At 70.0% G+C, this 22886-nt stretch carries 20 protein-coding genes; 9 read left to right on the forward strand and 11 right to left on the reverse strand.

The features are described from left to right. The first annotated feature begins 37 nt into the window (after positions 1 to 37). From Q0747_RS05870 to Q0747_RS05880, 3 genes are read left to right on the forward strand one after another with little or no spacing between them, the layout of a single operon-like run. Complete coding sequence (locus tag Q0747_RS05870) at positions 38 to 988, forward strand: ABC transporter ATP-binding protein (protein ID WP_298252544.1); 951 nt, start codon at positions 38 to 40, stop codon at positions 986 to 988. After that, the gene (locus Q0747_RS05875; RefSeq protein ID WP_298252546.1) at positions 985 to 1782 is read left to right on the forward strand and encodes an ABC transporter permease; all 798 of its coding nucleotides are present in this window, start codon (positions 985 to 987) and stop codon (positions 1780 to 1782) included. Before Q0747_RS05870 ends, Q0747_RS05875 begins: the two co-directional genes overlap by 4 nt. 5 nt (positions 1783 to 1787) lie before the next feature. Continuing rightward, positions 1788 to 2762, forward strand: a complete 975-nt coding sequence (locus Q0747_RS05880) for a heme A synthase (protein ID WP_298252548.1) — start codon at positions 1788 to 1790, stop codon at positions 2760 to 2762. Positions 2763 to 2787: 25 nt separating this feature from the next. Here the strand turns inward: Q0747_RS05880 and Q0747_RS05885 are convergent, their stop codons facing one another. Next, positions 2788 to 3687: a dihydrodipicolinate synthase family protein gene (locus tag Q0747_RS05885; protein ID WP_298252550.1), complete on the reverse strand. Its 900-nt coding sequence runs from the start codon at positions 3685 to 3687 to the stop codon at positions 2788 to 2790. Between the two features lie 78 nt (positions 3688 to 3765). Continuing rightward, positions 3766 to 4710 (reverse strand): heme o synthase, encoded by a 945-nt coding sequence (locus Q0747_RS05890; RefSeq protein WP_298252552.1) that lies wholly within the window; start codon positions 4708 to 4710, stop codon positions 3766 to 3768. A 350-nt stretch (positions 4711 to 5060) separates the two neighbouring features. Between Q0747_RS05890 and tkt the strand changes: the two genes are divergently transcribed. From tkt to pgl, 6 genes are read left to right on the forward strand one after another with little or no spacing between them, the layout of a single operon-like run. Continuing rightward, complete coding sequence (gene tkt, locus Q0747_RS05895) at positions 5061 to 7247, forward strand: transketolase (RefSeq protein ID WP_298252554.1); 2187 nt, start codon at positions 5061 to 5063, stop codon at positions 7245 to 7247. A gap of 59 nt (positions 7248 to 7306) precedes the next feature. Next, positions 7307 to 8416 (forward strand): transaldolase, encoded by a 1110-nt coding sequence (gene tal, locus Q0747_RS05900; protein ID WP_298252556.1) that lies wholly within the window; start codon positions 7307 to 7309, stop codon positions 8414 to 8416. Positions 8417 to 8421: 5 nt separating this feature from the next. Then, the gene (locus tag Q0747_RS05905) at positions 8422 to 10077 is read left to right on the forward strand and encodes a glucose-6-phosphate isomerase (protein ID WP_298252558.1); all 1656 of its coding nucleotides are present in this window, start codon (positions 8422 to 8424) and stop codon (positions 10075 to 10077) included. Continuing rightward, positions 10074 to 11621 carry a glucose-6-phosphate dehydrogenase gene (gene zwf, locus Q0747_RS05910; protein ID WP_298252560.1) on the forward strand — a complete coding sequence of 516 codons (1548 nt, stop codon included), beginning with the start codon at positions 10074 to 10076 and terminating at the stop codon, positions 11619 to 11621. Before Q0747_RS05905 ends, zwf begins: the two co-directional genes overlap by 4 nt. After that, entirely contained in the window at positions 11618 to 12562 is a 945-nt protein-coding gene (locus Q0747_RS05915; RefSeq protein WP_298252562.1) for a glucose-6-phosphate dehydrogenase assembly protein OpcA, read from the forward strand. Before zwf ends, Q0747_RS05915 begins: the two co-directional genes overlap by 4 nt. After that, on the forward strand, positions 12552 to 13367 hold the full coding sequence (gene pgl / locus Q0747_RS05920; protein WP_298252564.1) for a 6-phosphogluconolactonase: 816 nt from the start codon (positions 12552 to 12554) through the stop codon (positions 13365 to 13367). Before Q0747_RS05915 ends, pgl begins: the two co-directional genes overlap by 11 nt. A 60-nt stretch (positions 13368 to 13427) precedes the next feature. On the opposite strand, the gene secG is transcribed toward pgl, so the two are convergent. The 9 genes from secG to uvrC form a co-directional block, all read right to left on the reverse strand. Continuing rightward, positions 13428 to 13679 carry a preprotein translocase subunit SecG gene (gene secG, locus Q0747_RS05925; protein ID WP_298252566.1) on the reverse strand — a complete coding sequence of 84 codons (252 nt, stop codon included), beginning with the start codon at positions 13677 to 13679 and terminating at the stop codon, positions 13428 to 13430. Positions 13680 to 13733: 54 nt separating this feature from the next. Continuing rightward, positions 13734 to 14549 (reverse strand): triose-phosphate isomerase, encoded by an 816-nt coding sequence (gene tpiA, locus Q0747_RS05930; protein ID WP_298252568.1) that lies wholly within the window; start codon positions 14547 to 14549, stop codon positions 13734 to 13736. Positions 14550 to 14643: 94 nt separating this feature from the next. After that, entirely contained in the window at positions 14644 to 15894 is a 1251-nt protein-coding gene (pgk, locus tag Q0747_RS05935) for a phosphoglycerate kinase (protein WP_298252570.1), read from the reverse strand. A gap of 12 nt (positions 15895 to 15906) precedes the next feature. After that, positions 15907 to 16917, reverse strand: coding sequence for a type I glyceraldehyde-3-phosphate dehydrogenase (gene gap / locus Q0747_RS05940; protein ID WP_298252572.1), 1011 nt, complete (start codon positions 16915 to 16917; stop codon positions 15907 to 15909). 116 nt (positions 16918 to 17033) lie between these two features. Continuing rightward, positions 17034 to 17657: a superoxide dismutase gene (locus Q0747_RS05945; RefSeq protein WP_298252574.1), complete on the reverse strand. Its 624-nt coding sequence runs from the start codon at positions 17655 to 17657 to the stop codon at positions 17034 to 17036. A 114-nt stretch (positions 17658 to 17771) separates the two neighbouring features. Next, entirely contained in the window at positions 17772 to 18752 is a 981-nt protein-coding gene (gene whiA / locus Q0747_RS05950) for a DNA-binding protein WhiA (RefSeq protein ID WP_298252576.1), read from the reverse strand. A 9-nt stretch (positions 18753 to 18761) separates the two neighbouring features. Next, on the reverse strand, positions 18762 to 19784 hold the full coding sequence (yvcK, locus tag Q0747_RS05955; RefSeq protein WP_298252578.1) for a gluconeogenesis factor YvcK family protein: 1023 nt from the start codon (positions 19782 to 19784) through the stop codon (positions 18762 to 18764). Then, complete coding sequence (gene rapZ / locus Q0747_RS05960) at positions 19784 to 20683, reverse strand: RNase adapter RapZ (protein WP_298252580.1); 900 nt, start codon at positions 20681 to 20683, stop codon at positions 19784 to 19786. Before rapZ ends, yvcK begins: the two co-directional genes overlap by 1 nt. Positions 20684 to 20781: 98 nt before the next feature. Next, complete coding sequence (gene uvrC, locus Q0747_RS05965; protein WP_298252582.1) at positions 20782 to 22881, reverse strand: excinuclease ABC subunit UvrC; 2100 nt, start codon at positions 22879 to 22881, stop codon at positions 20782 to 20784. Between the last annotated feature and the right edge of the window lie 5 nt (positions 22882 to 22886).

Here is a 22886-nt window from a genome sequence, read left to right on the forward strand (position 1 = left end):
CCCGCCGTCCCACTACTACCTGTCGTAGAATAGGGGGGTGCCGACACCTGCCCCCGCCCTCCTGATCGAGGGCCTGACGAAGGACTTCGGTCCCGTCGGCTCCCTCGACGGCCGCATGGTGCGCGTGCTCGACGGCGTCGGCCTCTCGGCGGCCCGCGGCGCCGTCACCGTGCTCCTCGGCGCCAACGGTGCCGGGAAGACCACGACCCTGGAGTGCGCGCAGGGATTGCAGCGGGCCGACGCCGGTAGCGTACGGCTCCTCGGTGAGGATCCCTGGCGCGCCTCGCCCCGGTTACGCGCCCGCGTCGGGGTGATGCTGCAGGAGGGGGGTCTGCCGCCGTCCGTGCGGCCGATTGCGCTGCTGCGGCACGTCGCCTCCATGTATCGCGCACCGCTGTCCGTCGACCTGCTGGCGGAGCGTCTGGGTCTCGTCGGGTTCGGAGCGGTGTCCATCCGCCGGCTCTCCGGAGGACAGAGACAGCGCCTCGCCCTGGCGTGTGCGCTCGTGGGCCGGCCCGAGGTGGTGTTCCTCGACGAGCCGAGCGCAGGACTCGATCCGCAGTCCCGGACGATCGTCTTCGATCTGATCAACGAGCTCCGCGCGGACGGGCTCGCCGTCATCCTCACCACGCACCTGCTGGACGATGCCCAGCGCCTCGCCGACTACGTCTACATCCTGGAGGGCGGGAGGACGGTCGCGGAGGGCACCGTGGCGGACCTGACGGCGGACCAGGACGCCGACGGGCTGCGCGAACTGGAGTACGAGACCGTTCCCGGACTGACACTCCCCACGGAGCTCCTCCCCCATCTGCAGCAGAGCGAACCCGGCCCCGGCCGCTACGTGGTGCGCGGAGCCCTGACGCCCCGGGACGTCGAGCTCCTGGCCGGATGGTGGGGAGCGAACGGTGTCATGCCCACCGCCATCACCATGGCACCGCGCTCGCTCGAGGACGTCTTCCTCGACATCTCCGGACGGAGCATCCGATGAGCACCCGCCCGACACCCGGCAGGCGATCGCCCGCGCTCGAGCCGCGGCCCTCCGGGGCGGCCGCGGCGCTCGGCACGCGCGTGGTGCGGCACGGCTCCTACGAGGCGCTGGGGATGCTCCGGAACGGGGAACAGCTGGTGCTCGCCATCGTGCTGCCCCTCCTGGCTCTGGTGGCGCTCGTGATCACCCCCCTCCTCGACGGCTACGGTGGCAGCCGCATCGATGTCGCGGCACCCGGCGTCCTCGCCCTGTGCACCATGTCCACGGCCTTCACCGGCCAGGGCATCGCCACCGGCTTCGACCGCCGCTACGGCGTGCTCAGATTCCTGTCGACGACGCCGCTGGGACGATCGGGGCTGATCCTCGGGAAGGCCGTGGCCGTGGCCGTCGTCCTGGCCGTGCAGCTGGTCGTGATCGGCGGTACCGCCCTCCTCCTGGGATGGTCGCCGATGCCCGGCGGGATCCTGCCCGCGGCCGTTCTCCTGCTGCTCGGCTCGGCGGCCTTCACGGCCCTGGGACTGCTCGTGGCCGGCACGCTCAGGCCGGAGGCGACCCTTGCCGTCACGAATCTCGTCTGGATCCTCCTCGCCGCAGCCGGCGGCGTGATCATCCCGGCCCGGAGCCTGCCGGAGATCGTCCAGGGCTTCGTGTCCGTCCTGCCGTCCGCGGCCCTCGGCGACGGCCTCCGCGACGCCTTCCTCGACGGCGCCCTCGACCCCATCGCGTCCCTGGTGCTGCTGGCCTGGGCCGTCCTCGCCAGCCTCGCGGCCATCCGCTGGTTCAAATGGAGCTGAATCCCATGACCCTCTCCCCGCTCTCCCGATTCACCGGAGCCCTCCCCACCACCACCACACCGGTGGTCCGCCGGCTCGCAGTCGCCTCGCTGGTCGCGCAGATCGGCATCGTGGTGACGGGTGGCGCCGTCCGCCTCACCGCCTCCGGCCTGGGCTGTCCGGAGTGGCCGCGCTGCACGGCGGACAGCATCGTGACGACGCCCGAGATGGGCCTGAACGGGGTCATCGAGTTCGGCAACCGGCTCCTGACCTTCGTCCTCGTGGTCATCGCCGTGGCCATGATCGTCGCGGTGCTCGGCATGCGCCGGGACCGCCGGGACCTGTTCCGGCTCTCGATCGGCATCGCCCTCGGGATCCCCGTCCAGGCCGTCATCGGCGGGGTCAGCGTCTGGATGGACCTGAATCCCTGGGTGGTGGGACTCCACTTCATCGTGTCCATGGCGCTGATCGCGCTCGCGACCGTGCTGGTCAACCGGTCGCGGCTGACCACCGGGCAGTACCGCGACGATCAGCACGCACCCGCCGCCCCGCCACTCCTGCGTCAGCTCCTCGTCACCTCCACGGCGCTGACGAGCGTCGCCGTCGTCCTGGGTGTGATGGTCACCGGGTCGGGCCCTCACGCCGGCGACCACGGCGCTGCCCGGAACGGCCTAGATCCTGATCTCGTCACCCGCCTGCACGCCCTGCCGGTGTACCTGCTCGTCGCCACCGTGGTGCTCGCGGCGGTCGTCGCCCACCGCTCACGCGTCACGGGCACGCTCCGGAGGGCGGTGGTGCTGCTCACCGCGGCCGTCCTCGTGCAGGGTGCCATCGGCTACGTCCAGCACTTCCTGCACCTGCCGATCGTCCTCGTCGCCCTGCACATGCTGGGAGCGTCGCTGCTCGTGGCCGCCGCCGTGCATGCGCAGTACACGGGGACCACGCGGAGGACCCTTCCCGGCACCCGGGCGCGGACCCGGGAGCCGCAGGCCGTCGCCTGAGCGCTGGCCGGGCGGACCCGGAGCCTCAGCCGGCGTCGAGGGCCGCCTCGACGAGATCGAGCAGGCGCCCCAGCTCCCGCAGCTCCGATCCGGGGCTGGGCAGCAGGGGTGCCCTCGGGTCCCCCGCGGCGATACCGCAGGCGCGGGCCAGGAGATGGAGGCCACTGATCTTCCGAAGCCCTGCGACGTGTTCCACGAGCGGCGAGAGGACGTGTCGGATCCGCTCCACCTCCGGCTGCTCCCCCGCGAGGACCGCCGAGCGGAGCAGGGCGTAGTACCCCGGCAGGAGTGCCGCGGGCCCGCTGTGCCAGGCGTCGGAGCCCACCTCCCCGCTCATCATGAGCAGATCCCCGCTGACACCGTGGCTGAGGGGTGCGCCGACGAGCCCCGCGAGGCGCGCGTGGCGTTCGTTGAAGGTCGCGGCATCGGCGGCGGTGTCCTTGAAGGCCACCACCTGCTCCAGCGCGGCGAGCTCCGCCACCACCGACAGAGAGTAGTCGAACTGTGTGGTACCGGGATTGTTGTAGAGGCACACCGGCAGATCGGTCTCGGCGCAGACGGTCCTTACCTGCACCATCACCTCGTCGTCGGTCAGGGGGACGTAGGAGACCGGTGACAGGACGAGACCGGCCGCGCCGGCCTCCTGTGCATCCGCTGTGGACTCCAGCACGCCGCGAGTACCGACGGAGCTGATACCCACAGCGACCGGAACCCGGCCGCGCGCGGCCTCGATGGCCGTCCGCGCCACCTCCGCGCGTTCCGCGCGGTCGAGGTAGGCGAAGCTTCCCGAGGATCCGAGGACGGTCAGCGCGTCGACTCCGGAGCGGATCATCCCGTCGACGAGGGTGCCCAGCTCGGCGTGCGAGACCTCGCCGTCGGGCAGGAACGGGGTGATGGGATAGGCGATCAGTCCGGTGAAGTCCATGCCTGCCAGCCTAGGTGCTCCACGCCCGCCGACCGGAGGAGCCGCTCGTCCTGCGGACCGTCCGGGAGTCCCTCTGGGCTACCCCAGGACGGCCGAGCCGACGAAGGGATCGATGGCCAGGGCCAGGAAGAGCACGGTGAGATAGCTGATGGAGCCGTGGAAGACCTTCATCGCTGCCTTGTTGCTCAGCTCGCCCTGGCGCGCGAGCGAGTACAGGCGATGGGACTCCCGGATGAACCAGGCGCCTCCGGCGAGGGCGGCCACCGAGTAGACCCAGCCCGCACCGGCAGGGACGAGCAGGAGCGAGCAGGCCACCATCGCCCAGGCGTACAGCACCACCTGGACCGAGACCACGCGGGCTCCGGCGATCGCCCCGAGCATCGGTACGCTGGCCGCCACGTAGTCGTCGCTGTACTTCATGGACAGCGGCCAGTAATGGGGCGGTGTCCACAGGAAGATGACGAGGAAGAGGACGACGGCCGGCCATTCGACCGAGTTCGTCACCGCTGCCCAGGCGATGAGCACGGGCATGCAGCCGGCCGCCCCGCCCCAGACGATGTTCTGCGACGTGCGGCGCTTCAGGACCAGGGTGTACAGGACGACGTAGAGGAAGATCGCGGCGACACCGAGGAGACCCGTGAGCGGGTTGGCTCCGAACCAGAGGATGGCGATGGCGGCGATCCCGAGGGCCCAGGAGAAGATCAGCGCCTCCCGCGGGGTGAGTTCACCCGTGACCAGCGGACGGTTCTCCGTGCGGTGCATGACCTTGTCGATGTCGCGGTCGAAGTAGCAGTTGAAGGCGCCCGCACTGCCTGCGGCGAAGGCACCGCCCACCATGGTCGCGAGGATCAGCCCGAAGGGCGGGAAGCCACCCTGCGCGAAGATCATGGTGGGCAGGGTCGTCACGAGGAGCAGCTCGATCACGCGCGGCTTCGTCAGCGCGAGATAGGCCCTGGCCTTTCGGCCGAAGCCCGGTCGGGTCTGCGGGGAACGCACCGGAGCAGTAACCTGCTGGGTCTTCACAAGGCAACACTTTCGATTCTTCCGGAGGAAAAGACACCACCAGCATACCCTTTTACGCTGTGTAGAACTTGGGGCGGGCGCCCTCCCCGGCAGCCCTCCTCCCCGGCCACCGCCACCTGCGGAGCCCCGGCTGCTCCCGAGTGACGCAGGACATCCGCCGACCGGGAAGTTCCCCCTGACGGCGAAAAGGATAGGGTGGAGTCCTAAGCCCGCTTCGCATCGGTACGAGCACGACCTGCGATGCAGGAGTGGGGCTTCGCAGGATTCAATGGTGAACGGCCGGCCCGACCGCGTGCCTGGAGGCACTCACCGGTGATTCGGCTGTTCCGGACAGAGAGGGGCCCGGAAACGTGCCACAGACGCAACAGCAGGACCTGAGCTGGACCGAACTCGACCAGAGGGCCGTGGACACGATCCGCGTCCTGGCAGCCGACGCCGTGGAGAAGGTGGGCAACGGGCACCCCGGCACGGCGATGAGCCTGGCCCCGGCCGCCTACCTCCTGTTCCAGAAACTGATGCGGCACGATCCCGCAGATGCCGAGTGGACCGGGCGCGACCGCTTCGTCCTCTCCCCGGGCCACACCTCGCTGACCCTCTACATCCAGCTCTACCTGTCGGGCTACGGCCTCGAGCTGGAGGACCTGCAGTCGCTGCGCACGTGGGGCTCCCTGACGCCGGGCCACCCGGAGTACCGGCACACCACCGGCGTCGAGGTCACCACGGGGCCCCTGGGCCAGGGCCTGGCCACCTCGGTCGGCTTCGCCTACGGCCAGCGCCGTCAGCGCGGGATGTTCGACCCCGAGGCCCCCGAGGGCACGAGTCCCTTCGACCACACCATCTGGGTGATCGCCTCCGACGGCGACCTCCAGGAGGGTGTCACGTCCGAGGCCTCCTCACTGGCCGGCCACCAGGAACTGGGCAATCTGGTGGTGCTCTACGACGAGAACCACATCTCCATCGAGGACGACACCGATGTGGCGTTCACCGAGGACGTCCTGGCCCGCTACGAGGCGTACGGCTGGCACACCCAGCGCGTGGACTGGACGAAGACCGGCGAGTACGTCGAGGACGTCGCCGAACTGTACTCGGCCCTCGTCGCGGCCCGGAACGAGACCTCCAGGCCGAGTATCGTCTCCCTGCGCACCATCATCGGCTACCCGGCACCCACCAAGCAGGACACGGGCAAGATCCACGGTTCGGCGCTCGGCGCCGACGAGGTGGCCGCCGTGAAGAAGGCGCTCGGCTTCGATCCCGAGAAGCACTTCGACGTGGACCCCGAGGTCCTCGAGCACGCCCGCGGCGTCGTCCGGCGCGGGGCCGAGGCCCACAGCGCCTGGCAGGAGGACTTCACTGCGTGGCGGGAGGGCCATGCCGAGGAAGCCGCCCTGCTCGAGCGTATCCAGGCACGCACCCTGCCCGAGGGCTGGACGGCGGAGCTCCCCACGTTCGAGGCGGGCAAGGACATGTCCACGCGCGCCGCGTCCGGCAAGGTCCTCACGGCCATCGGCCCCGTGCTCCCCGAGCTCTGGGGCGGCAGCGCGGACCTCGCCGAGTCCAACAACACGACCATCGAGGGCTCGCCGTCGTTCATCCCGAAGAGCCGCCAGACGGACCTGTGGTCGGGCGACAAGTACGGCCGCGTGCTGCACTTCGGTATCCGTGAGCACGCCGCGGCCGCGATCGTCAACGGCATCGTCATGCACAGCAGCACGCGTGCCTTCTCCGGGACGTTCCTCATCTTCAGCGACTACCAGCGCCCCGCGGTCCGGCTCGGTGCCCTCATGGGCGTACCGGCGATCTACGTCTGGACCCACGATTCGATCGGTCTCGGTGAGGACGGTCCCACCCACCAGCCGGTCGAGCAGCTCTCCTCGCTGCGCACCATCCCCGGCCTCGACGTGGTGCGGCCCGGGGACGCGAACGAGGTGGCCGTCGCGTGGAGGACCATCCTGGAGAACACCGACAACCCGGCCGGCCTCGTCCTGACACGTCAGAACATCCCGACGTACGAGCGTGGCAGCGGCGTGGCCGAGGGCGACACCTTCGCGTCGGCCGACGGCGTCGCGCGCGGCGGGTACGTCCTCGCGGAGGCGAAGAACGGCTCCCCAGAGGTGATCCTCATCGGCACGGGGTCCGAGGTGCAGCTCGCCGTCGACGCCCGCGAGGCCCTCGAGGCCGACGGCATCTCCACCCGCGTCGTGTCCATGCCGTGCCTCGAGTGGTTCAACGCGCAGGACGCCTCCTACCGCGAGAGTGTGCTCCCGCGGTCGGTCCGGGCACGCGTCTCGGTCGAGGCCGGGGTCTCGCAGAGCTGGCACGGCATCGTCGGCGACGCCGGTCGCCACGTCTCGCTCGAGCACTACGGGGCCTCCGCCGACTACAAGACGCTCTTCCGCGAGTTCGGTATCACCTCCGAGGCCGTCGCCGCCGCGGCGAGGGATTCGATCGAGGCTGCCGGCTCCGATCCCCTGGCCCCGAACGGCACCGCGGCCATGCCTTCCGGGCAGCGCGCCACGGAGACCGGCGACCAGCAGTAGCAGTGCCTTCCCGTCCCTCTTCCAGCACTAGTTCCGCTGACGCGGAAAAGGAGCACATCATGACCACACCCACTGCCGCGCTCTCCGCCGCCGGAGTCTCCATCTGGCTCGACGACCTCTCCCGGGAGCGCATCAACTCCGGGGCCTTCAAGCACCTCATCGAGGATCTGGACGTCGTCGGTGTCACGACCAACCCGAGCATCTTCGCGGCGGCGCTCAAGCAGGGCGAGTCCTACGCCTCCCAGGTCGGAGCCCTTGCCGCGGCAGGGGCCGACGTGGACCAGGCCGTCTTCGACATCACCACGCACGACGTGTCCCAGGCCTGCGATCTCTTCGCCGAGGAGGCCGAACGCTCCGAGGGTGTGGACGGTCGCGTCTCCATCGAGGTCGATCCCCGCCTCTCGCGTGACACCGCCGGCACGATCGCCGAGGCCAAGCGCCTGCACGCCAAGGTCCAGCGGACCAACGTACTGATCAAGATTCCCGCCACGGTCGAGGGACTCGAGGCCATCTCCACGACGCTCGGAGCGGGGATCAGTGTCAACGTCACGCTGATCTTCTCCCTCGAGCGGTACCGCGCGGTCATCAACGCCTTCATGCTCGGCCTGGAGCAGGCGAAGGAGAACGGGCACGATCTCTCCAGCATCCACTCCGTGGCGTCCTTCTTCGTCTCCCGCGTGGACTCCGAGGTCGACGCACGGCTCGACACCATCGGGACGGACGAGGCGAAGGCGCTCAAGGGCAAGGCGGGCCTGGCCAATGCACGGCTGGCGTACCAGATCTTCCAGGAGCAGTTCTCCTCGGAGCGCTGGCAGGTCCTCCGAGCAGCCGGGGCGAGGGCCCAGCGGCCGCTCTGGGCCTCGACGGGCGTGAAGGACCCCGATCTTCCGGACACCCTCTACGTCGTCGGGCTGGTGGCCCCCGACGTCGTCAACACCATGCCGGAGAAGACCCTCGACGCGACGGCCGACCACGGCGTGGTGGAGGGCGACACCGTCACGGGGACGTACGAGGAATCGACCAGGATCCTGGACAGCCTCGACGCCCTCGGTGTCTCCTACACCGAGGTCGTGGAGCAGCTCGAGACCGAGGGCCTCGACAAGTTCGTGGCCAGCTGGTCCGAGCTGCTCGAGACCGTCCAGTCCGCACTCGACGCAGCGAAGGAGTAGGGCTCATGGGTTCATTCGCGCTCACCGCGACCGGAGCGGCCCTGGCCGCCGTCGACGCCGTCGTCCCCGGACTCGTCGAGGAGCAGGTGGCATCCAGGCTCATGGCCGGGGACGCCACGCTGTGGGGTCGCGACGCAGAGGCGGAGGCGTCGATCCGGCTCGGCTGGATCGACCTGTTCGAGGGCTCCCGGGCCCTCCTCCCGGAGATCGCCGGCCTGCGCGCCGACCTCCGGGCCGAAGGCGTGGACCGCGTGGTCCTCTGCGGCATGGGAGGATCCTCGCTGGCCCCGGAGGTCATCACGAAGGAGGCGGGGGTCGAACTCGTCGTCCTGGACGCCACCGACCCCGAGCAGGTGCGGGCGGCCCTCGAGGGGGACCTGCACCCGACGATGATCGTCGTGTCGTCGAAGTCCGGCTCCACGGTGGAGACCGACTCACAGCGCCGCCTCTTCGAGCAGGCGTTCACCGACGCCGGCATCGACGCTGCATCGCGCATCGTCATCGTGACCGATCCGGGCTCGCCCCTCGAGGACGCCTCCCGGAAGGCCGGCTATCGCAGGGTGTTCACCGCGAATCCGGAGGTGGGCGGGCGCTACTCGGCGCTGACCGCCTTCGGGCTCGTGCCGTCCGGGCTCGCCGGGGCGGACATCGAGGCCCTCCTGGACGACGCGGAGGACAGCGCCGAGTTCCTCGGCGACGACGCAGAGGACAACGTGGGGCTGCAGCTCGGCGCAGTGCTGGGCGGCACCGCCCCGCTGCGCGACAAGATCGTCTTCGCCGACGCCGGGTCGGGCCTGCCCGGCTTCGCGGACTGGGCGGAACAGCTGATCGCCGAATCGACGGGCAAGCTGGGGACCGGCCTGTTGCCCGTCGTCGCATCGCTCGACGCGCCCGAGATCCACACGAGGGCTCCCGACGTGCTGCCCGTCCTCCTCGCACCGCTCGACGGCGACGCGGCGGACGACGGGGTGTCCGGTCCCGGGACGCCGGAGGCCACGCGTGTGACGGTCAGCGGGAGCCTGGGCAGCCAGTTGTTCGTCTGGGAGTACGCGGTCGCCGTCGCGGGCCGGCTCCTGGGCATCAACCCGTTCGACCAGCCGGATGTTGAGGCCGCCAAGAAGGCGGCGCGGGGCCTGCTCGACGACCGGCCGGAGTCCGCCCCTCCCGCTTTCGTGGACGGGGTCGTGGAGGTCCGCGGCGATCCCGACCTGCTCGGGTCCGCGACCACGGTCGGTGACGCGCTGGAAGCTTTGCTGGGACGCCTGCCGGACCGCGGGTACCTGTCGGTGCAGGCCTACCTCGACCGCCACGGGCAGCCGGACCTCGAGCAGGTCCGCGCGCCCCTCGCGGCGGCCACGGGGCGCCCGGTGACCTTCGGCTGGGGACCGCGCTTCCTGCACTCGACAGGTCAGTTCCACAAGGGTGGCTCCCCCGTGGGCGTGTTCCTGCAGCTCACCGGGGCGAGCGGCGAGGACGTGGCGATACCCGGTCAGCCCTTCGGCTTCGGTGAGCTCATCGCCGCCCAGGCAGCCGGTGACGCCCAGGTGCTCGCGGAGCACGGTCGGCCCGTGCTCCGGCTCCACCTGACGGACCGCGCCGCCGGCGTGGCCCAGGTGCGTGCGGCCGTCGACGCGCTCCCCCGTACCGGGGAGAACGGGTGAGTCCGTCCGGCGGGAGGTCCGGCACGTCCAATCCGCTCCGCGACTCCCGCGACCGGCGGCTCAGCCGGATCGCCGGGCCGTCCTCGCTCGTCCTCTTCGGTGTGACCGGTGACCTCGCCCGGAAGAAGCTGATGCCCGCGATCTACGACCTCGCCAACCGGGGGCTCCTGCCCCCGAGTTTCGGGCTCGTCGGCTTCGGCCGCCGTGAGTGGACCCACGAGGACTTCGTGGCGGAGGTCAGGGAGTCCGTCACGAAGTACGCGCGGACGCCGTTCAACGACACCGTGTGGGAGCAGCTCTCCGAGGGGATCCGCTTCGTCCAGGGCACGTTCGACGACGACGACGCCTTCCGCAGTCTCCAGGAGTGTCTCGACGAGCTGGACCGGAGCCGCGGGACACGCGGCAACCACGCATTCTATCTGTCGATCCCGCCCAATGCGTTCGAGGCCGTCTGCCAGAAACTCTCCGAACACGGCCTGGCACGGCCCGAGGACGACCAGTGGCGCCGCGTTGTCATCGAGAAGCCCTTCGGGCACGACCTCGAGTCGGCTCGGGAGCTCAACCGGATCGTGGAGGAGGTCTTCCCGCCCGACGCCGTCTTCAGGATCGACCACTACCTCGGCAAGGAGACGGTCCAGAACATCCTCGCCCTGCGCTTCGCCAACCAGCTCTTCGAGCCACTGTGGAACGCCAACTACGTGGACCACGTGCAGATCACCATGGCCGAGGACATCGGCATCGGCAGCCGGGCAGGATACTACGACGGCGTCGGAGCAGCGCGCGACGTCATCCAGAACCACCTCCTGCAGCTGCTCGCCCTCACGGCGATGGAGGAACCCATCTCGTTCGACGTGGACCACCTCCGCGCCGAGAAGGAGAAGGTGCTCGCCGCCGTGGAGCTCCCCGAGGACCTCTCGGGCCGCTCGGCCCGCGGTCAGTACGAGTCCGGGTGGCAGGGCGGTGAGCAGGTGAACGGCTTCCTCGAGGAGGACGGCATCCCCGCCGAGTCGACCACGGAGAGCTTCGCGGCCCTCCGACTCGACATCCACACGCGCCGCTGGGCCGGCGTGCCCTTCTACCTCCGGGCCGGCAAGCGACTGGGACGCAGGGTGACCGAGATCGCCGTCGTCTTCAAGCGTGCACCGAATCTCCTGTTCAGGGACCACAGCGAGGAGGACTTCGGCCAGAACGCCGTCGTCATCCGCGTGCAGCCGGACGAGGGGGTCACCATCCGCTTCGGGTCGAAGGTGCCGGGAACGCAGACCGAGGTCCGTGACGTGACGATGGATTTCGGTTACGGCCACTCCTTCACGGAATCCAGCCCGGAGGCCTACGAACGCCTCATCCTCGACGTGCTGCTCGGCGAACCACCCCTGTTCCCCCGCCAGCAGGAAGTGGAGCTCTCCTGGCAGATCCTCGATCCCTTCGAGAAGTACTGGCAGTCGCTCGACGGCCGGCCGGAGACCTATGAGCCGGGAAGCTGGGGCCCGGACTCGGCGGACGAGCTGCTCGCAGCCGACGGACGAACCTGGAGAAGACCATGATCGTGGAGCTACCCGACACCACCACGTCGAAGGTGTCGAAGGAACTGATGTCCCTGCGCGAGAGCGGCGGAGTCGTGGCGCTGGGGCGCGTGCTGACGCTGGTGGTGATGACGCGCTCCGGCGACGAGGAGGATGCCATCGACGCCGCGAACCAGGCCAGCCGCGAGCATCCCTGCCGCATCATCGTCCTCGCCGAGGGTTCCGCGGACGAACCCACGAGACTGGACGGCCAGATCCGTGTCGGCGGGGACGCCGGCGCCTCGGAGGTGATCGTGCTCCGCGGGTACGGGGCCCTGGCCGAGGAGAACGAGTCCCTGGTCTCGGCCCTGCTGCTGCCGGACGCGCCGATCGTCGCCTGGTGGCCGCACGGTGCCCCGGCTGCGACCGGACGGACCTCGATTGGCAGCATCGCCCACCGCAGGATCACCGACGCGGCGCAGGAACCCGATCCGACGGAGGCGCTGTTCACCATCGGTGCCACCTACACGGCCGGGGACACCGATCTCGCCTGGACGCGCCTCACGAACTGGCGTGTCCAGCTCGCGGCCGTCATGGACCAGGTCAGGGGCGACGCTCCGGTCACCGCCGTCAGTGTCGAGGGGGCCTCGGACTCCCCCAGCACCGTCCTGCTCGCCGCATGGCTCGGTCAGGCGTTCGACGTGCCCGTGACCGTCGTGGCCGGGGACCCCGGCACGGGGCTCAGGCGCGTCCGCCTGGGCCGTGACGGCGGGGACATCGAGCTGTACCGGCCCGATCTCGACGTTGCGGAACTCCATCAGCCCGGGCAGCCCGTCCAGCACATCTCCCTGCCCCGCCGGAGCCTGCGCGACTGCCTCGCGGAGGAGCTGCGGCGGCTGGACCCCGACGAGGTGTTCGGGGAAGTCATCACCCAGGGCCTCGCCCGGACCAAGCTGAGGAGCGTACCGAATCATGAGCGCTGAACCGAGAGTAGGCATCCATCCGTCCCAGGCCTCCCTGGCGGCGGCCGTCGCCGCCAGGCTCATCACCCGCCTGGTCGACGTGCAGAGCGAGCTGGGGACCGCGACGGTGGTCCTCACGGGCGGCTCGATCGGCACGGCCGCCCTGCAGGCGGTGGCCGAGTCGCCCGCCCGCCGGGCCGTGGACTGGTCCAGTGTGCACTTCTGGTGGGGTGACGAGCGTTTCCTGCCGGCCGACGACCCGGACCGCAACGCCGTGCAGGCACGCTCCGCGCTCCTGGAGCACATCCCGGTGGACCCCCGCAAGGTGCACGAGTTCGGGTCCTCGGACCGCTTCCCCGACCAGGACGCCGCCGCGGAGGACTACGCGAGGCAGCTGGCGGAGGCGGCCTCGGCGGAACGCACGGAGGAGCTGGGTGCGGACGGGCAGGACCAGCGGCTCCCCCGGTTCGACGTCCTCCTGCTCGGTGTGGGACCGGACGCCCACATCGCCTCCCTCTTCCCCGAGCTCGGCGGCATCCGCACCCGGGGCTCGACGACGGTGGGCGTCGCCGACGCACCGAAGCCTCCTCCGCGGCGCGTGAGCCTCACCCTCGAGGCCATCAACAGTGCCCAGGAGGTGTGGCTGACCGTCAGCGGGAGCGATAAGGCGGGCGCGGTGGGTCTTGCCCTCGCCGGTGCCGGCCACGTCCAGGTCCCGGCTGCCGGTGCACGGGGACGACTGAGGACCCTGTGGCTCGTCGACCAGGACGCCGCGCAGAAACTCCCGGGGCGCCTCATCACCGCCGACGACGACGCGGACGACTGAGCACCCTCCTCCGGACGCAGAACGCCCCGCAGCCGAGGCTGCGGGGCGTTCTGCGTCGATCTACGCGCTGACCGCGAAGCGCTGGATGAGACCGAGCGCGACGATCACCACGCCCCAGGACAGTCCCAGGGCGACCGTGAAGCGGTTCAGGTTGCGTTCGGCGACTCCCGAGGACCCCATGCTGGACGTCATACCGCCGCCGAACATGTCGGACATGCCGCCTCCGCGACCCTTGTGGAGCAGGATCAGCAGGGTGAGCAGGAGGCTCGTGACGCCGAGCAGGACGAGCAGGATGATACGGAGGATTTCCACGGGGCCCTTTCAAGGCTCGGATGACCACTTCACGGAAGCGGCCGACGCTCGGAACTAGTCTGTCACCAGATGCTGTTCGAACCTGACAATACTAGCAAACTCGGCCACATCGAGGCTCGCGCCGCCCACGAGGACGCCGTCCACATCACGCTCCCGGAGGATGCTGGCCGCGTTCGCGGCCTTCACCGAGCCGCCGTAGAGGAGGCGTGTCCTCGCGGCCGCCTCCGCGCCGGACAGCGTCTTGAGTTCGGCCCGGATCGCGGCGCACATCTCCTGCGCGTCCTCGGGACCGGCGACCTCCCCCGTCCCGATTGCCCAGACCGGTTCGTAGGCGACCACGAGGGAGGAGACCTGCTCGGCGGTCAGGCCGGCGATACCCCGGCGCAGCTGGTCGAGGGTGTGCTCCACGTGGGTCCCGGCCTGACGGATCTCCAGTCCCTCCCCCACGCAGAGCACGGGGACGAGACCGTGGCGATACGCGGCGTGGACCTTCCGGTTGAGCAGTTCGTCCGATTCGGCGTGGATCGTGCGCCGCTCCGAGTGCCCCACCAGCACGTAGGTGCAGTCGAGCTTCCGCAGGAACTGTCCGGAGATGTCCCCCGTGTAGGCTCCGGAGTCCTCGGGGGAGAGGTCCTGCCCCCCGTAGACCACGTCGAGGGTGTCACCCTTGACGAGGGTCTGCACGCCGCGCAGGTCGGTGAACGGCGGGAAGACGGACACCTCCACGCGCGAGAAGTCGTGACCGGCGTCGTCGAGGGTCCAGGCGAGTTTCTGCAGGAAGGTGATCCCCTGCATGTGGTCGAGGTTCATCTTCCAGTTACCGGCGATGAGCGGTCGGCGATCGAAGGCGCCATTGGTCGAGGTGGTCATCTGCTGCTCCATCCGTTGCGTTCATGACGGCGGGATCCGCTCGGGTTCCCCCGTGCGGATCCCGCCGTCGTCCTACCAGGGGGCCCGGGTCCGGTCAGTCGCGGGCGAGGGCCGTGAGCCCGGGGAGTTCCTTCCCCTCCAGGTACTCGAGGCTGGCACCCCCGCCCGTGGAGATGTGTCCGAACTGCTCGTCGGCGAAGCCGAGGCTCCGGACCGCCGCGGCGGAGTCGCCTCCGCCCACCACCGTCAGTGCCCCGGCCGCCTGCGCGTCCACGAGGGCTTGGGCGACGGCGCGGGTACCCGCGGCGAAGGCGTCGAACTCGAAGACCCCCATGGGCCCGTTCCAGAAGACGGTCCTCGCCTCGACGATGTTCGCGGCGAAGTCGGTGCCGGTGGCCGGACCGATGTCCAGTCCGATCCCGGCGGCGCCGAACGGCCCGGACTCCATGGCATCCGCCGCGACCACGCCGTGCTCGGCGTCTGCGGCGAACGACTCCGCGACCACGATGTCCGTGGGCAGCACGAACTGCGTGCCGTCCCGTGATCCGCGCTCCAGGTAGCCGCGCACCGTGTCGATGCGGTCCTCCTCGAGCAGGCTGGATCCGACGTCGTGCCCCTGGGCCGCGAGGAAGGTGAAGACCATCCCCCCGCCCACGAGGATCCGATCGGCGGTGCCGATCAGGTTCTCGATCACGGCCAGCTTGTCGGAGACCTTCGACCCGCCCAGGACGACGACGAAGGGCCGCTGCGGCTCCGGCGTCAGGCGTTCCAGCACGGTGAGTTCCGCCGTCACCAGATCCCCCAGGTAGGCGGGCAGCAGGGCGGCGATGTCGTAGACGCTCGCGTGCCGGCGGTGCACGGCCCCGAAGGCGTCGTCGACGTACGCGCCGTCCTCCCCCACGAGATCGGCCAGTTCCCGGGCGAAGGCGGAGCGCTCGGCGTCGTCCTTGCTGGTCTCGCGCGCATCGAACCGCACGTTCTCGAGGACCAGCACCTCGCCCTCCCCCAACCCGGCAGCGGCGGTGCGGGCACCGTCACCGCTCGTGTCGGGAGCCAGCGTGACCGGGAACCGCGCCAGATCGCGCAGGACGTCCACGGCCGGCCCGAGGGAGTACTTCTCCTCGGGAGCGCCCTTGGGTCGCCCTAGGTGCGCCATCACCACGACGGCGGCTCCGGCCTCCGTCAGGCGCTCCAGTACGGGCAGGGAGGCCCGCACGCGTCCGTCGTCGGTCACCCGGACGGCGGGGTCGTCCCCGCTGAGGGGGACGTTGAGATCGGACCGCACGAGGATGCGGCGACCGCGCACACCCTCGGCGAGCAGGTCGTCCAGAGATGCGTAAGCCATGGTGGATCCCCTCTAGGAGAGTTTGGCTGCGACGAGTTCGGTGAGGTCGACGAGGCGGTTCGAGTAGCCCCACTCGTTGTCGTACCACGCGACCACCTTGACCTGGTTGCCCAGGACCTTCGTGAGACCCGAGTCGAAGATGGAGGAGTGCGGATCCGAGACGATGTCGGAGGACACGAGCGGAGCGTCCGTGTAGGAGAGGTAGCCCTTCAGCGAACCCTCCGCCGCGGCCGCCCTGTATGCCTCGTTGACCTCCTCGGCGGTGACCTCGCGGCTCACCGTGGCGGTGAGGTCGGTCACGGAGCCCGTGGGCACGGGCACGCGGAGGGCGTAGCCGTCCAGCTTCCCCTTCAGCTCGGGAAGCACGAGGCCGATCGCCTTCGCGGCGCCCGTGGAGGTCGGCACGACGTTGATCGCCGCGGCCCGTGCCCGTCGGAGGTCGCGGTGCGGACCGTCCTGCAGATTCTGGTCGGCGGTATACGCGTGGACCGTGGTCATGAGGCCGCGCTCGATGCCGAAGCTGTCGTTGAGCACCTTCGCCAGGGGACCGAGGCAGTTGGTGGTGCAGGAGGCGTTGGAGATGATGTGGTGGTTCTCGGGGTCGTAGTCGCCGTCGTTGACCCCCAGGACCACCGTGAAGTCCTCGTCGGTGGCGGGTGCGGAGACCAGCACCTTGCGGGCTCCGGCCTCGATGTGCTTGCGTGCCCCCGACGCCTTCGTGAACAGCCCGGTGGACTCGATCACGATGTCGACGCCCAGGTCGGCCCAGGGCAGGTTCGCCGGATCCCGCTCGGAGTACACCTTGACGTGCTTGCCGTCGACGACGAGGTCGTCGCCGTCCACCTCGACCGATTCCGCGAGCCGTCCCGTGACCGAGTCGTACTTGAGCAGGTGGGCGAGGGTCGCGGTGTCCGTCAGATCATTGACGGCGACGATCTCGAGATCGGCGTTCTGGGCGAGTGCCGCGCGGAAGTAGTTGCGACCGATCCGGCCGAAGCCGTTGATGCCAATACGGGTAGTCACTGGTTTCCATCTCCTTCATAGGTGGTGCCACCGATCAACCCATCACGGGTGCCGGCGACTGGTCGAGTCGTGCCGGGCACACCGTCGTGCCGTTCTCGTGCGGGGGCGGTCGGGGTCTAGGGGGTGATGAGGGTGGAGGCCCCGGCGGTCGCCGCCTGGTAGCGGGCCTGGACATCGGCCCAGTTCACCAGGTTCCACCACGCCTTGACGTAGTCGGGCTTCACGTTCACGTAGTCCAGGTAGAAGGCGTGCTCCCACATGTCGAGCATCAGCAGCGGGATGGTGCCCACGGGCACGTCGCCCTGCTGGTCGTAGAGCTGCTCGATCACCAGGTTCTTGCCCAGGGGCTCGTACGCCAGGACCGCCCAGCCCGAGCCCTGCAGCGAGGTCGCCGCGGCGGTGAAGTGCGCCCGGAATGCGTCGAAGGACCCGAACGCCCCGTCCAGGGCGGAGGCGAGATCACCGTCGGGCTTGTCGCCGCCCTCGGGGGACATGTTCTTCCAGAAGATGCTGTGGTTGATCACCCCGCCCACGTGGAAGGCCAGGTCCTTGGAGAGCTTGGGGATGGTCGCGAACTGGCCCTGCTCGCGGGCCTCGGCGAGCTGGGCGAGGGCGTCGTTGGCGCCCTTGACGTAGGTGGCCTGGTGCTTGGAGTGGTGCAGTTCCATGATCCGGCCCGAGATGTGCGGCTCCAGGGCCGCGTAGTCGTAGTCCAGATCCGGCAGTACGTACTCGCTCATGCAATCCTCCTGGTCGGTCTGATGCGTCCGCGCTGGTCCGGCCCCCCGGGCCTGGAGACGGCGGACGCCCCGCTCGGTGGGAAGCGGGCTTCCTGCTCCATCCTATGCACTCCTTCACTCCTCCAGCATGTCCGCGGTGACATTCGCGTCCGTCCCGGGGATCCCGGTGTCCGACGCCTGCCTGTCGGCCATCGCGAGCAACCTCCTGATCCGCCCCGCGATCGCGTCCTTCGTCATCGGCGGATCCGCGAGCCGCCCGAGCTCGTCGAGGCTCGCCTGCTTGTGCGCCACCCTCAGCTCCCCCGCGTACCGGAGGTGCTCGGGGACGCTCCCGGCGAGGATCTCCAGCGCCCGCTCCACGCGGGCACCGGCGGCGACGGCGGCCTGCGCCGACCGCCGCAGATTGGCGTCGTCGAAGTTGGCCAGGCGGTTCGCCGTGGCGCGCACCTCCTTGCGCATGCGGCGCTCCTCCCACGTCATCAGGGCGTCGTGGGCGCCCATCCGGGTCAGGAGCGCGGCGATCGTGTCGCCGTCCCGGATGACCACGCGATCGACGCCGCGCACCTCGCGGGCCTTGGCCGCGATGTCGAGCCGGCGCGCTGCTCCGACGAGCGCGAGGGCCGACTCCGGTCCCGGGCACGTCACTTCGAGGGACGAGGAGCGGCCGGGTTCGGTCAGTGATCCGTGGGCGAGGAAGGCACCGCGCCAGACCGCCTCGGCGTCCGACGTCGAGCCGTTGACGACGGCGGACGGCAGACCGCGGACGGGCCGGCCGCGGCTGTCGAGCAGACCGGTCTGGCGGGCGAGCGACTCGCCGTCCCGGACCACCCTGAGCACGTAGCGGCTCCCGCGCCGGAAGCCTCCCCCCGTCACCACGACGATGTCGCTGGGGTGACCGTAGACCTCGGCGATGGCGGTGCGCAGGCGCCGCGCGGTCGAGGCGAGGTCCACCTCCGCCTCGATGACGATCCGGCCCGAGATGATGTGGAGGCCCCCCGCGAATCGGAGCAGGGCGGACACCTCGGCCTTCCGGACCGACGACTTCTTGACCTCGAGGTGCGACAGCTCCTCTTTGACATCAGCGGTCAGGGCCACGCAAAACTCCTAGTTCTCACCGAACATGTCGTTGTAGGACGTCGCCAGCCGCAGTGGGTCGTGGACGGGCTTACCGGTCGAAACCCCTACTGTACCGAAAACGGCCCGGCCGCCCAGCCGGGCGGCTGCACGCTCGAAGTCCGCACGGTCGCCCACCACGGACGGATCGACGAGGACGACGTCGACCGTGAAGTCGGGCGCGTAGCGGGAGATCACCGTGAGGTGGTCCACCGCGCTCATGCCCTGGGTCTCCTTGGTGTCGTTGCTCAGGTTCATGGTGAGGCAGCGCCGTGCCGAGGTGCGGCACAGGGCGTCGCGCAGTTCCGGGAGCAGCAGGTGCGGCAGGACCGACGTGTACCAGGAGCCGGGTCCGAGGATCACCCAGTCGGCGAGCTCGACGGCCTCCAGCGCGTCCTGGCAGGCGGGGGCGCCGGCCGGCAGCAACCGGACGTCACCCACGTTGCCCACGTCGGCGGCCACGGCGAGCTTCGCCTGGCCGGTGACCGTGCTGACACGCAGGGAGCCCTGGTTCTCGCTGAGGATGTCCCCCTCGATGGTGAGCGGGACGCTGGCCATCGGCAGGACAGTGCCCCGGGCACCCAGGAGCGCCCCGGCCCACTGGAGGCCGGCCACCGGGTCACCGAGGAGCTCCCACAGCGTGACGATCAGCAGATTGCCCATGGCGTGGTCGTCGAGCGACCCCTCGGCGCCGTCCTTCGAGGTGAAGCGGTGCTGCATGACATCGCGCCAGGTCCGGCCCCAGTCGGTGTCGTCGCACAGTGCGGCCAGCGCCATCCGGAGATCACCCGGTGGCAGGACGCCGAGTTCCCGCCGCAGGCGGCCGGAGGATCCGCCGTCGTCGGCGACGGTGACCACGGCCGTCAGCTCCTGGGTCAGCAGTCTCAGTGCGGACAGCGACGAGGACAGTCCGTGGCCACCGCCCAGGGCGACGACGGAGGGCTGGGTCCCGTGCCCCCCGTGTCCGCGACCCGCAGGCGGGATCAGCGGCAGTGGTCCGGAGAACAGCGCCACTACTCGCGACCGAGATCACGGTGGTGCGCGGTCACCTGCACGCCGGGGAGCTGTGCCAGGCGCTGCGCGATGTCCTCCGTCACGGCGACGGACCGGTGCTTCCCGCCGGTGCATCCGATGGCGAGCGTGGCGTAGTGCTTGTTCTCCCGGCGGTACCCGTCGAGCGCGGGGACGAGCGCGTGCACGTACCGGTCGATGAAGTCCCCTGCGCCCTGCGCACCCAGGACGTAGTCGCGCACCTGCGGGTCGAGCCCCGTGTGGGGGCGGAGCGCGGGCACCCAGTGGGGATTGGGGATGAAGCGCACGTCCGCGACGAAGTTCGCGTCCACGGGGAGCCCGTACTTGAAGCCGAAGCTCATCACGTTGATGCGCAGCACGATCGGGCCGGAGTCGGAGAACAGTTCGGTGACACTCGTGGCCAGGGCGTGGACGTTCAGCTCGGTGGTGTCGATCACGATGTCCGACGACTGCTTGAGCACCGTGAGCAGCTCGCGCTCCGCGGCGATGCCGTCGAGGATCCGCCCGTCCCCCTGCAGGGGGTGCGGGCGGCGGCCCTGCTCGAACCGGCGCACGAGGACGGCGTCCGAGGCGTCGAGGAACAGGACGCGGTAGTTCATGCCCGCGGCGCGGAGACCGTCCAGTGCGGCCTTCATCTCGCTGAAGAGCTCCTTGCCGCGCACATCCATCACGACGGCGAGCTTCGGGATGGAGTCCGGCGTCCGGGCGACCAGTTCCGTGAGGGTGCTCAGCATCTGGGGTGGCAGGTTCTCCACCACGTACCAGCCGTGGTCCTCCAGGGCGTTCGCCGCCGTGCTGCGGCCGGCACCGGACATGCCGGTCACCACGAGCAGTTCTGATTCGGGCGGTTTGACCGGCGTCAGGCTCGTGGCCTCAGTCATCGTGGTGCATCCGTTCCGGCTCGACGGGGAACCCGCTCTGCGGGCAGCCCTGGTGTGGTCTCTGGAGCGGTCGTCCTGCAGCCGCCCGCCCAGCCTAGCTAACTCTCGATGATCTCGCCCGTGGCCATGTTGACCGCCGGCGACGCGGCGTCGTCGTGTCCGGCGGACAGCGACGTCCGGATGGTCGTCGCGAGGGCCGGACCGATCCCCGGCACGCCCACGAGCTCCTCCACCGAGGCACCACGGATCTTCTTCACCGACCCGAAGTGCTTGAGGAGGGCCTTGCGCTTCGCCGGGCCCAGCCCTGCGATCTCGTCCAGCGCCGACGCCGTCATCGAGGCCCCCCGCTTCTGGCGGTGGAAGGTGATGGCGAAGCGGTGGGCCTCGTCGCGGATGCGCTGGAGCATGAACAGGCCCTCCGACGCCCGCGGCAGGATCACGGGGAACTCGCTGTCCTGCACCCAGACCTCCTCGAGCCGTTTGGCGAGGCCGATCACGTACACGTCGTCGATGCGCAGGTCCTCGAGCGCGCGGGAGGCCGCTGCCACCTGCGGCGGCCCGCCGTCGACGACGACGAGATTCGGGGGGTAGGCGAACCTGTTCCGCGTGGTGGCCGTCGTCGTGTCACTGATCGGCTGCCCACTGATCGGCTGCCCGTCGAGCACGCCCCCGTCCTCCACCGGCCGGACGGCAACGTCGTCGGGCACGGCTGCCGCCGCGTCGGGGTGGTCGATCACCGATGCGTCGTCGTCGATCGGTCCGTCGAGGGCCTCACCCGCCGGAGCCGGGACGGCCCTCCCGGCGAGGTAGTTCCTGAAGCGGCGGTGGACGACGTCGTACATGGACGCGGTGTCGTCGCGGGCCGCCTCCCCGGTGATGGAGAACTTCCGGTACTCGGACTTCCGCGGCAGGCCGTCCTCGACGACGACCATGGACGCCACGACATTGGTGCCCTGGACGTGGGAGATGTCGAAGCACTCGATGCGCATGAGCGGCTGCGGGAGGTCGAGTGCCTCCTGCAGTTCCTGGAGCGCCGCTGAGCGCGTGGTGATGTCCCCGGCGCGCCGGCTCTTGTGCAGGCGCAGGGCATCCGCGGCGTTCTGCGCCACGGTGCTCATGAGGGTGGCCTTGTCGCCACGCTGGGGCACGCGCACGTCGACCCGGGCGCCACGAAGTCCGCGGAGCCACTCCAGCATCTGCTCCTGGTTGCTGGGGAGGACGGGCACGAGTACCTCCCGCGGGATCTGCTCGTTGCTGCTGCTGCCCTCGCCGTAGACCTGCTGGAGCAGGTGCTCCACGAGCTCCGGCGTGTCCATGTCCTCGACCTTCTCGACCATCCAGCCGCGCTGCCCGCGGATCCGGCCGCCTCGCACGTGGAACACCTGGGCCGAGGCTTCCAGCTCGTCCTCCCGGAGCGCGAAGATGTCCGCGTCGGTGTCCTCGCCCAGCACCACGGTGTTGCGCTCGAACACGCGGCGCAGTGCCGCGATGTCGTCGCGCAGGCGCGCAGCCGACTCGTAGTCGAGCTCGGCGACGGCCTCCTTCATCTTCTGCTCGAGACCCGAGATGAACTTCTTCGAGTCGCCCGCCATGAAGTCACAGAAGTCGTGGGCGAGTTCCCTGTGGTCCTCGGCACTGATCCGGCCCACACAGGGGGCGGAGCACTTGTCGATGTAGCCGAGGAGGCAGGGGCGCCCCGTCCGCTCGGCCCGCTTGAACACCCCGGAGCTGCAGGTGCGCACGGGGAACACGCGGAGCATGGTGTCGACGGTCTCGCGGATGGCCTTCGCCGGGTAGAAGGGGCCGAAGTAGCGGGTGTCCTTCTTCTTGTCCCCCCGCATCACCTGCACGCGCGGGTACTTCTCCCCCATGGTCACGGCGAGGTAGGGGTAGGACTTGTCGTCGCGGAACATGATGTTGAACCGCGGATCGAACTCCTTGATCCAGGTGTACTCGAGCTGCAGGGCCTCGAGTTCGCTGCCGACGACGGTCCACTCCACGCTCGCCGCCGTGAAGACCATGGACCGGGTGCGCGGCAGCAGCGACTGCGGATTGGCGAAGTAGGAGTTCAGGCGCGATCGGAGATTCTTGGCCTTGCCCACGTAGATGACCCGGCCGTGCTCGTCGCGGAAGCGGTAGACGCCCGGATCGAGGGGGATCTCGCCGGTCTTCGGCCGGTATGCCACTGGGTTCGCCACGGCTT

The organism is uncultured Arthrobacter sp. (assembly GCF_947493765.1).
Taxonomy (GTDB): Bacteria; Actinomycetota; Actinomycetes; order Actinomycetales; family Micrococcaceae; genus Arthrobacter_D.

Coding starts and splice junctions, on each gene's coding strand:
- Q0747_RS05875 (WP_298252546.1), top strand. CDS start 985: ATGAGCACCCGCCCGACACCCGGCAGGCGATCGCCCGCGCTCGAGCCG.
- Q0747_RS05880 (WP_298252548.1), top strand. CDS start 1,788: ATGACCCTCTCCCCGCTCTCCCGATTCACCGGAGCCCTCCCCACCACC.
- Q0747_RS05885 (WP_298252550.1), bottom strand. CDS start 3,687: ATGGACTTCACCGGACTGATCGCCTATCCCATCACCCCGTTCCTGCCC.
- tal (WP_298252556.1), top strand. CDS start 7,307: ATGACCACACCCACTGCCGCGCTCTCCGCCGCCGGAGTCTCCATCTGG.
- Q0747_RS05905 (WP_298252558.1), top strand. CDS start 8,422: ATGGGTTCATTCGCGCTCACCGCGACCGGAGCGGCCCTGGCCGCCGTC.
- Q0747_RS05915 (WP_298252562.1), top strand. CDS start 11,618: ATGATCGTGGAGCTACCCGACACCACCACGTCGAAGGTGTCGAAGGAA.
- pgl (WP_298252564.1), top strand. CDS start 12,552: ATGAGCGCTGAACCGAGAGTAGGCATCCATCCGTCCCAGGCCTCCCTG.
- tpiA (WP_298252568.1), bottom strand. CDS start 14,549: ATGACCACCTCGACCAATGGCGCCTTCGATCGCCGACCGCTCATCGCC.
- pgk (WP_298252570.1), bottom strand. CDS start 15,894: ATGGCTTACGCATCTCTGGACGACCTGCTCGCCGAGGGTGTGCGCGGT.
- Q0747_RS05945 (WP_298252574.1), bottom strand. CDS start 17,657: ATGAGCGAGTACGTACTGCCGGATCTGGACTACGACTACGCGGCCCTG.
- rapZ (WP_298252580.1), bottom strand. CDS start 20,683: ATGACTGAGGCCACGAGCCTGACGCCGGTCAAACCGCCCGAATCAGAA.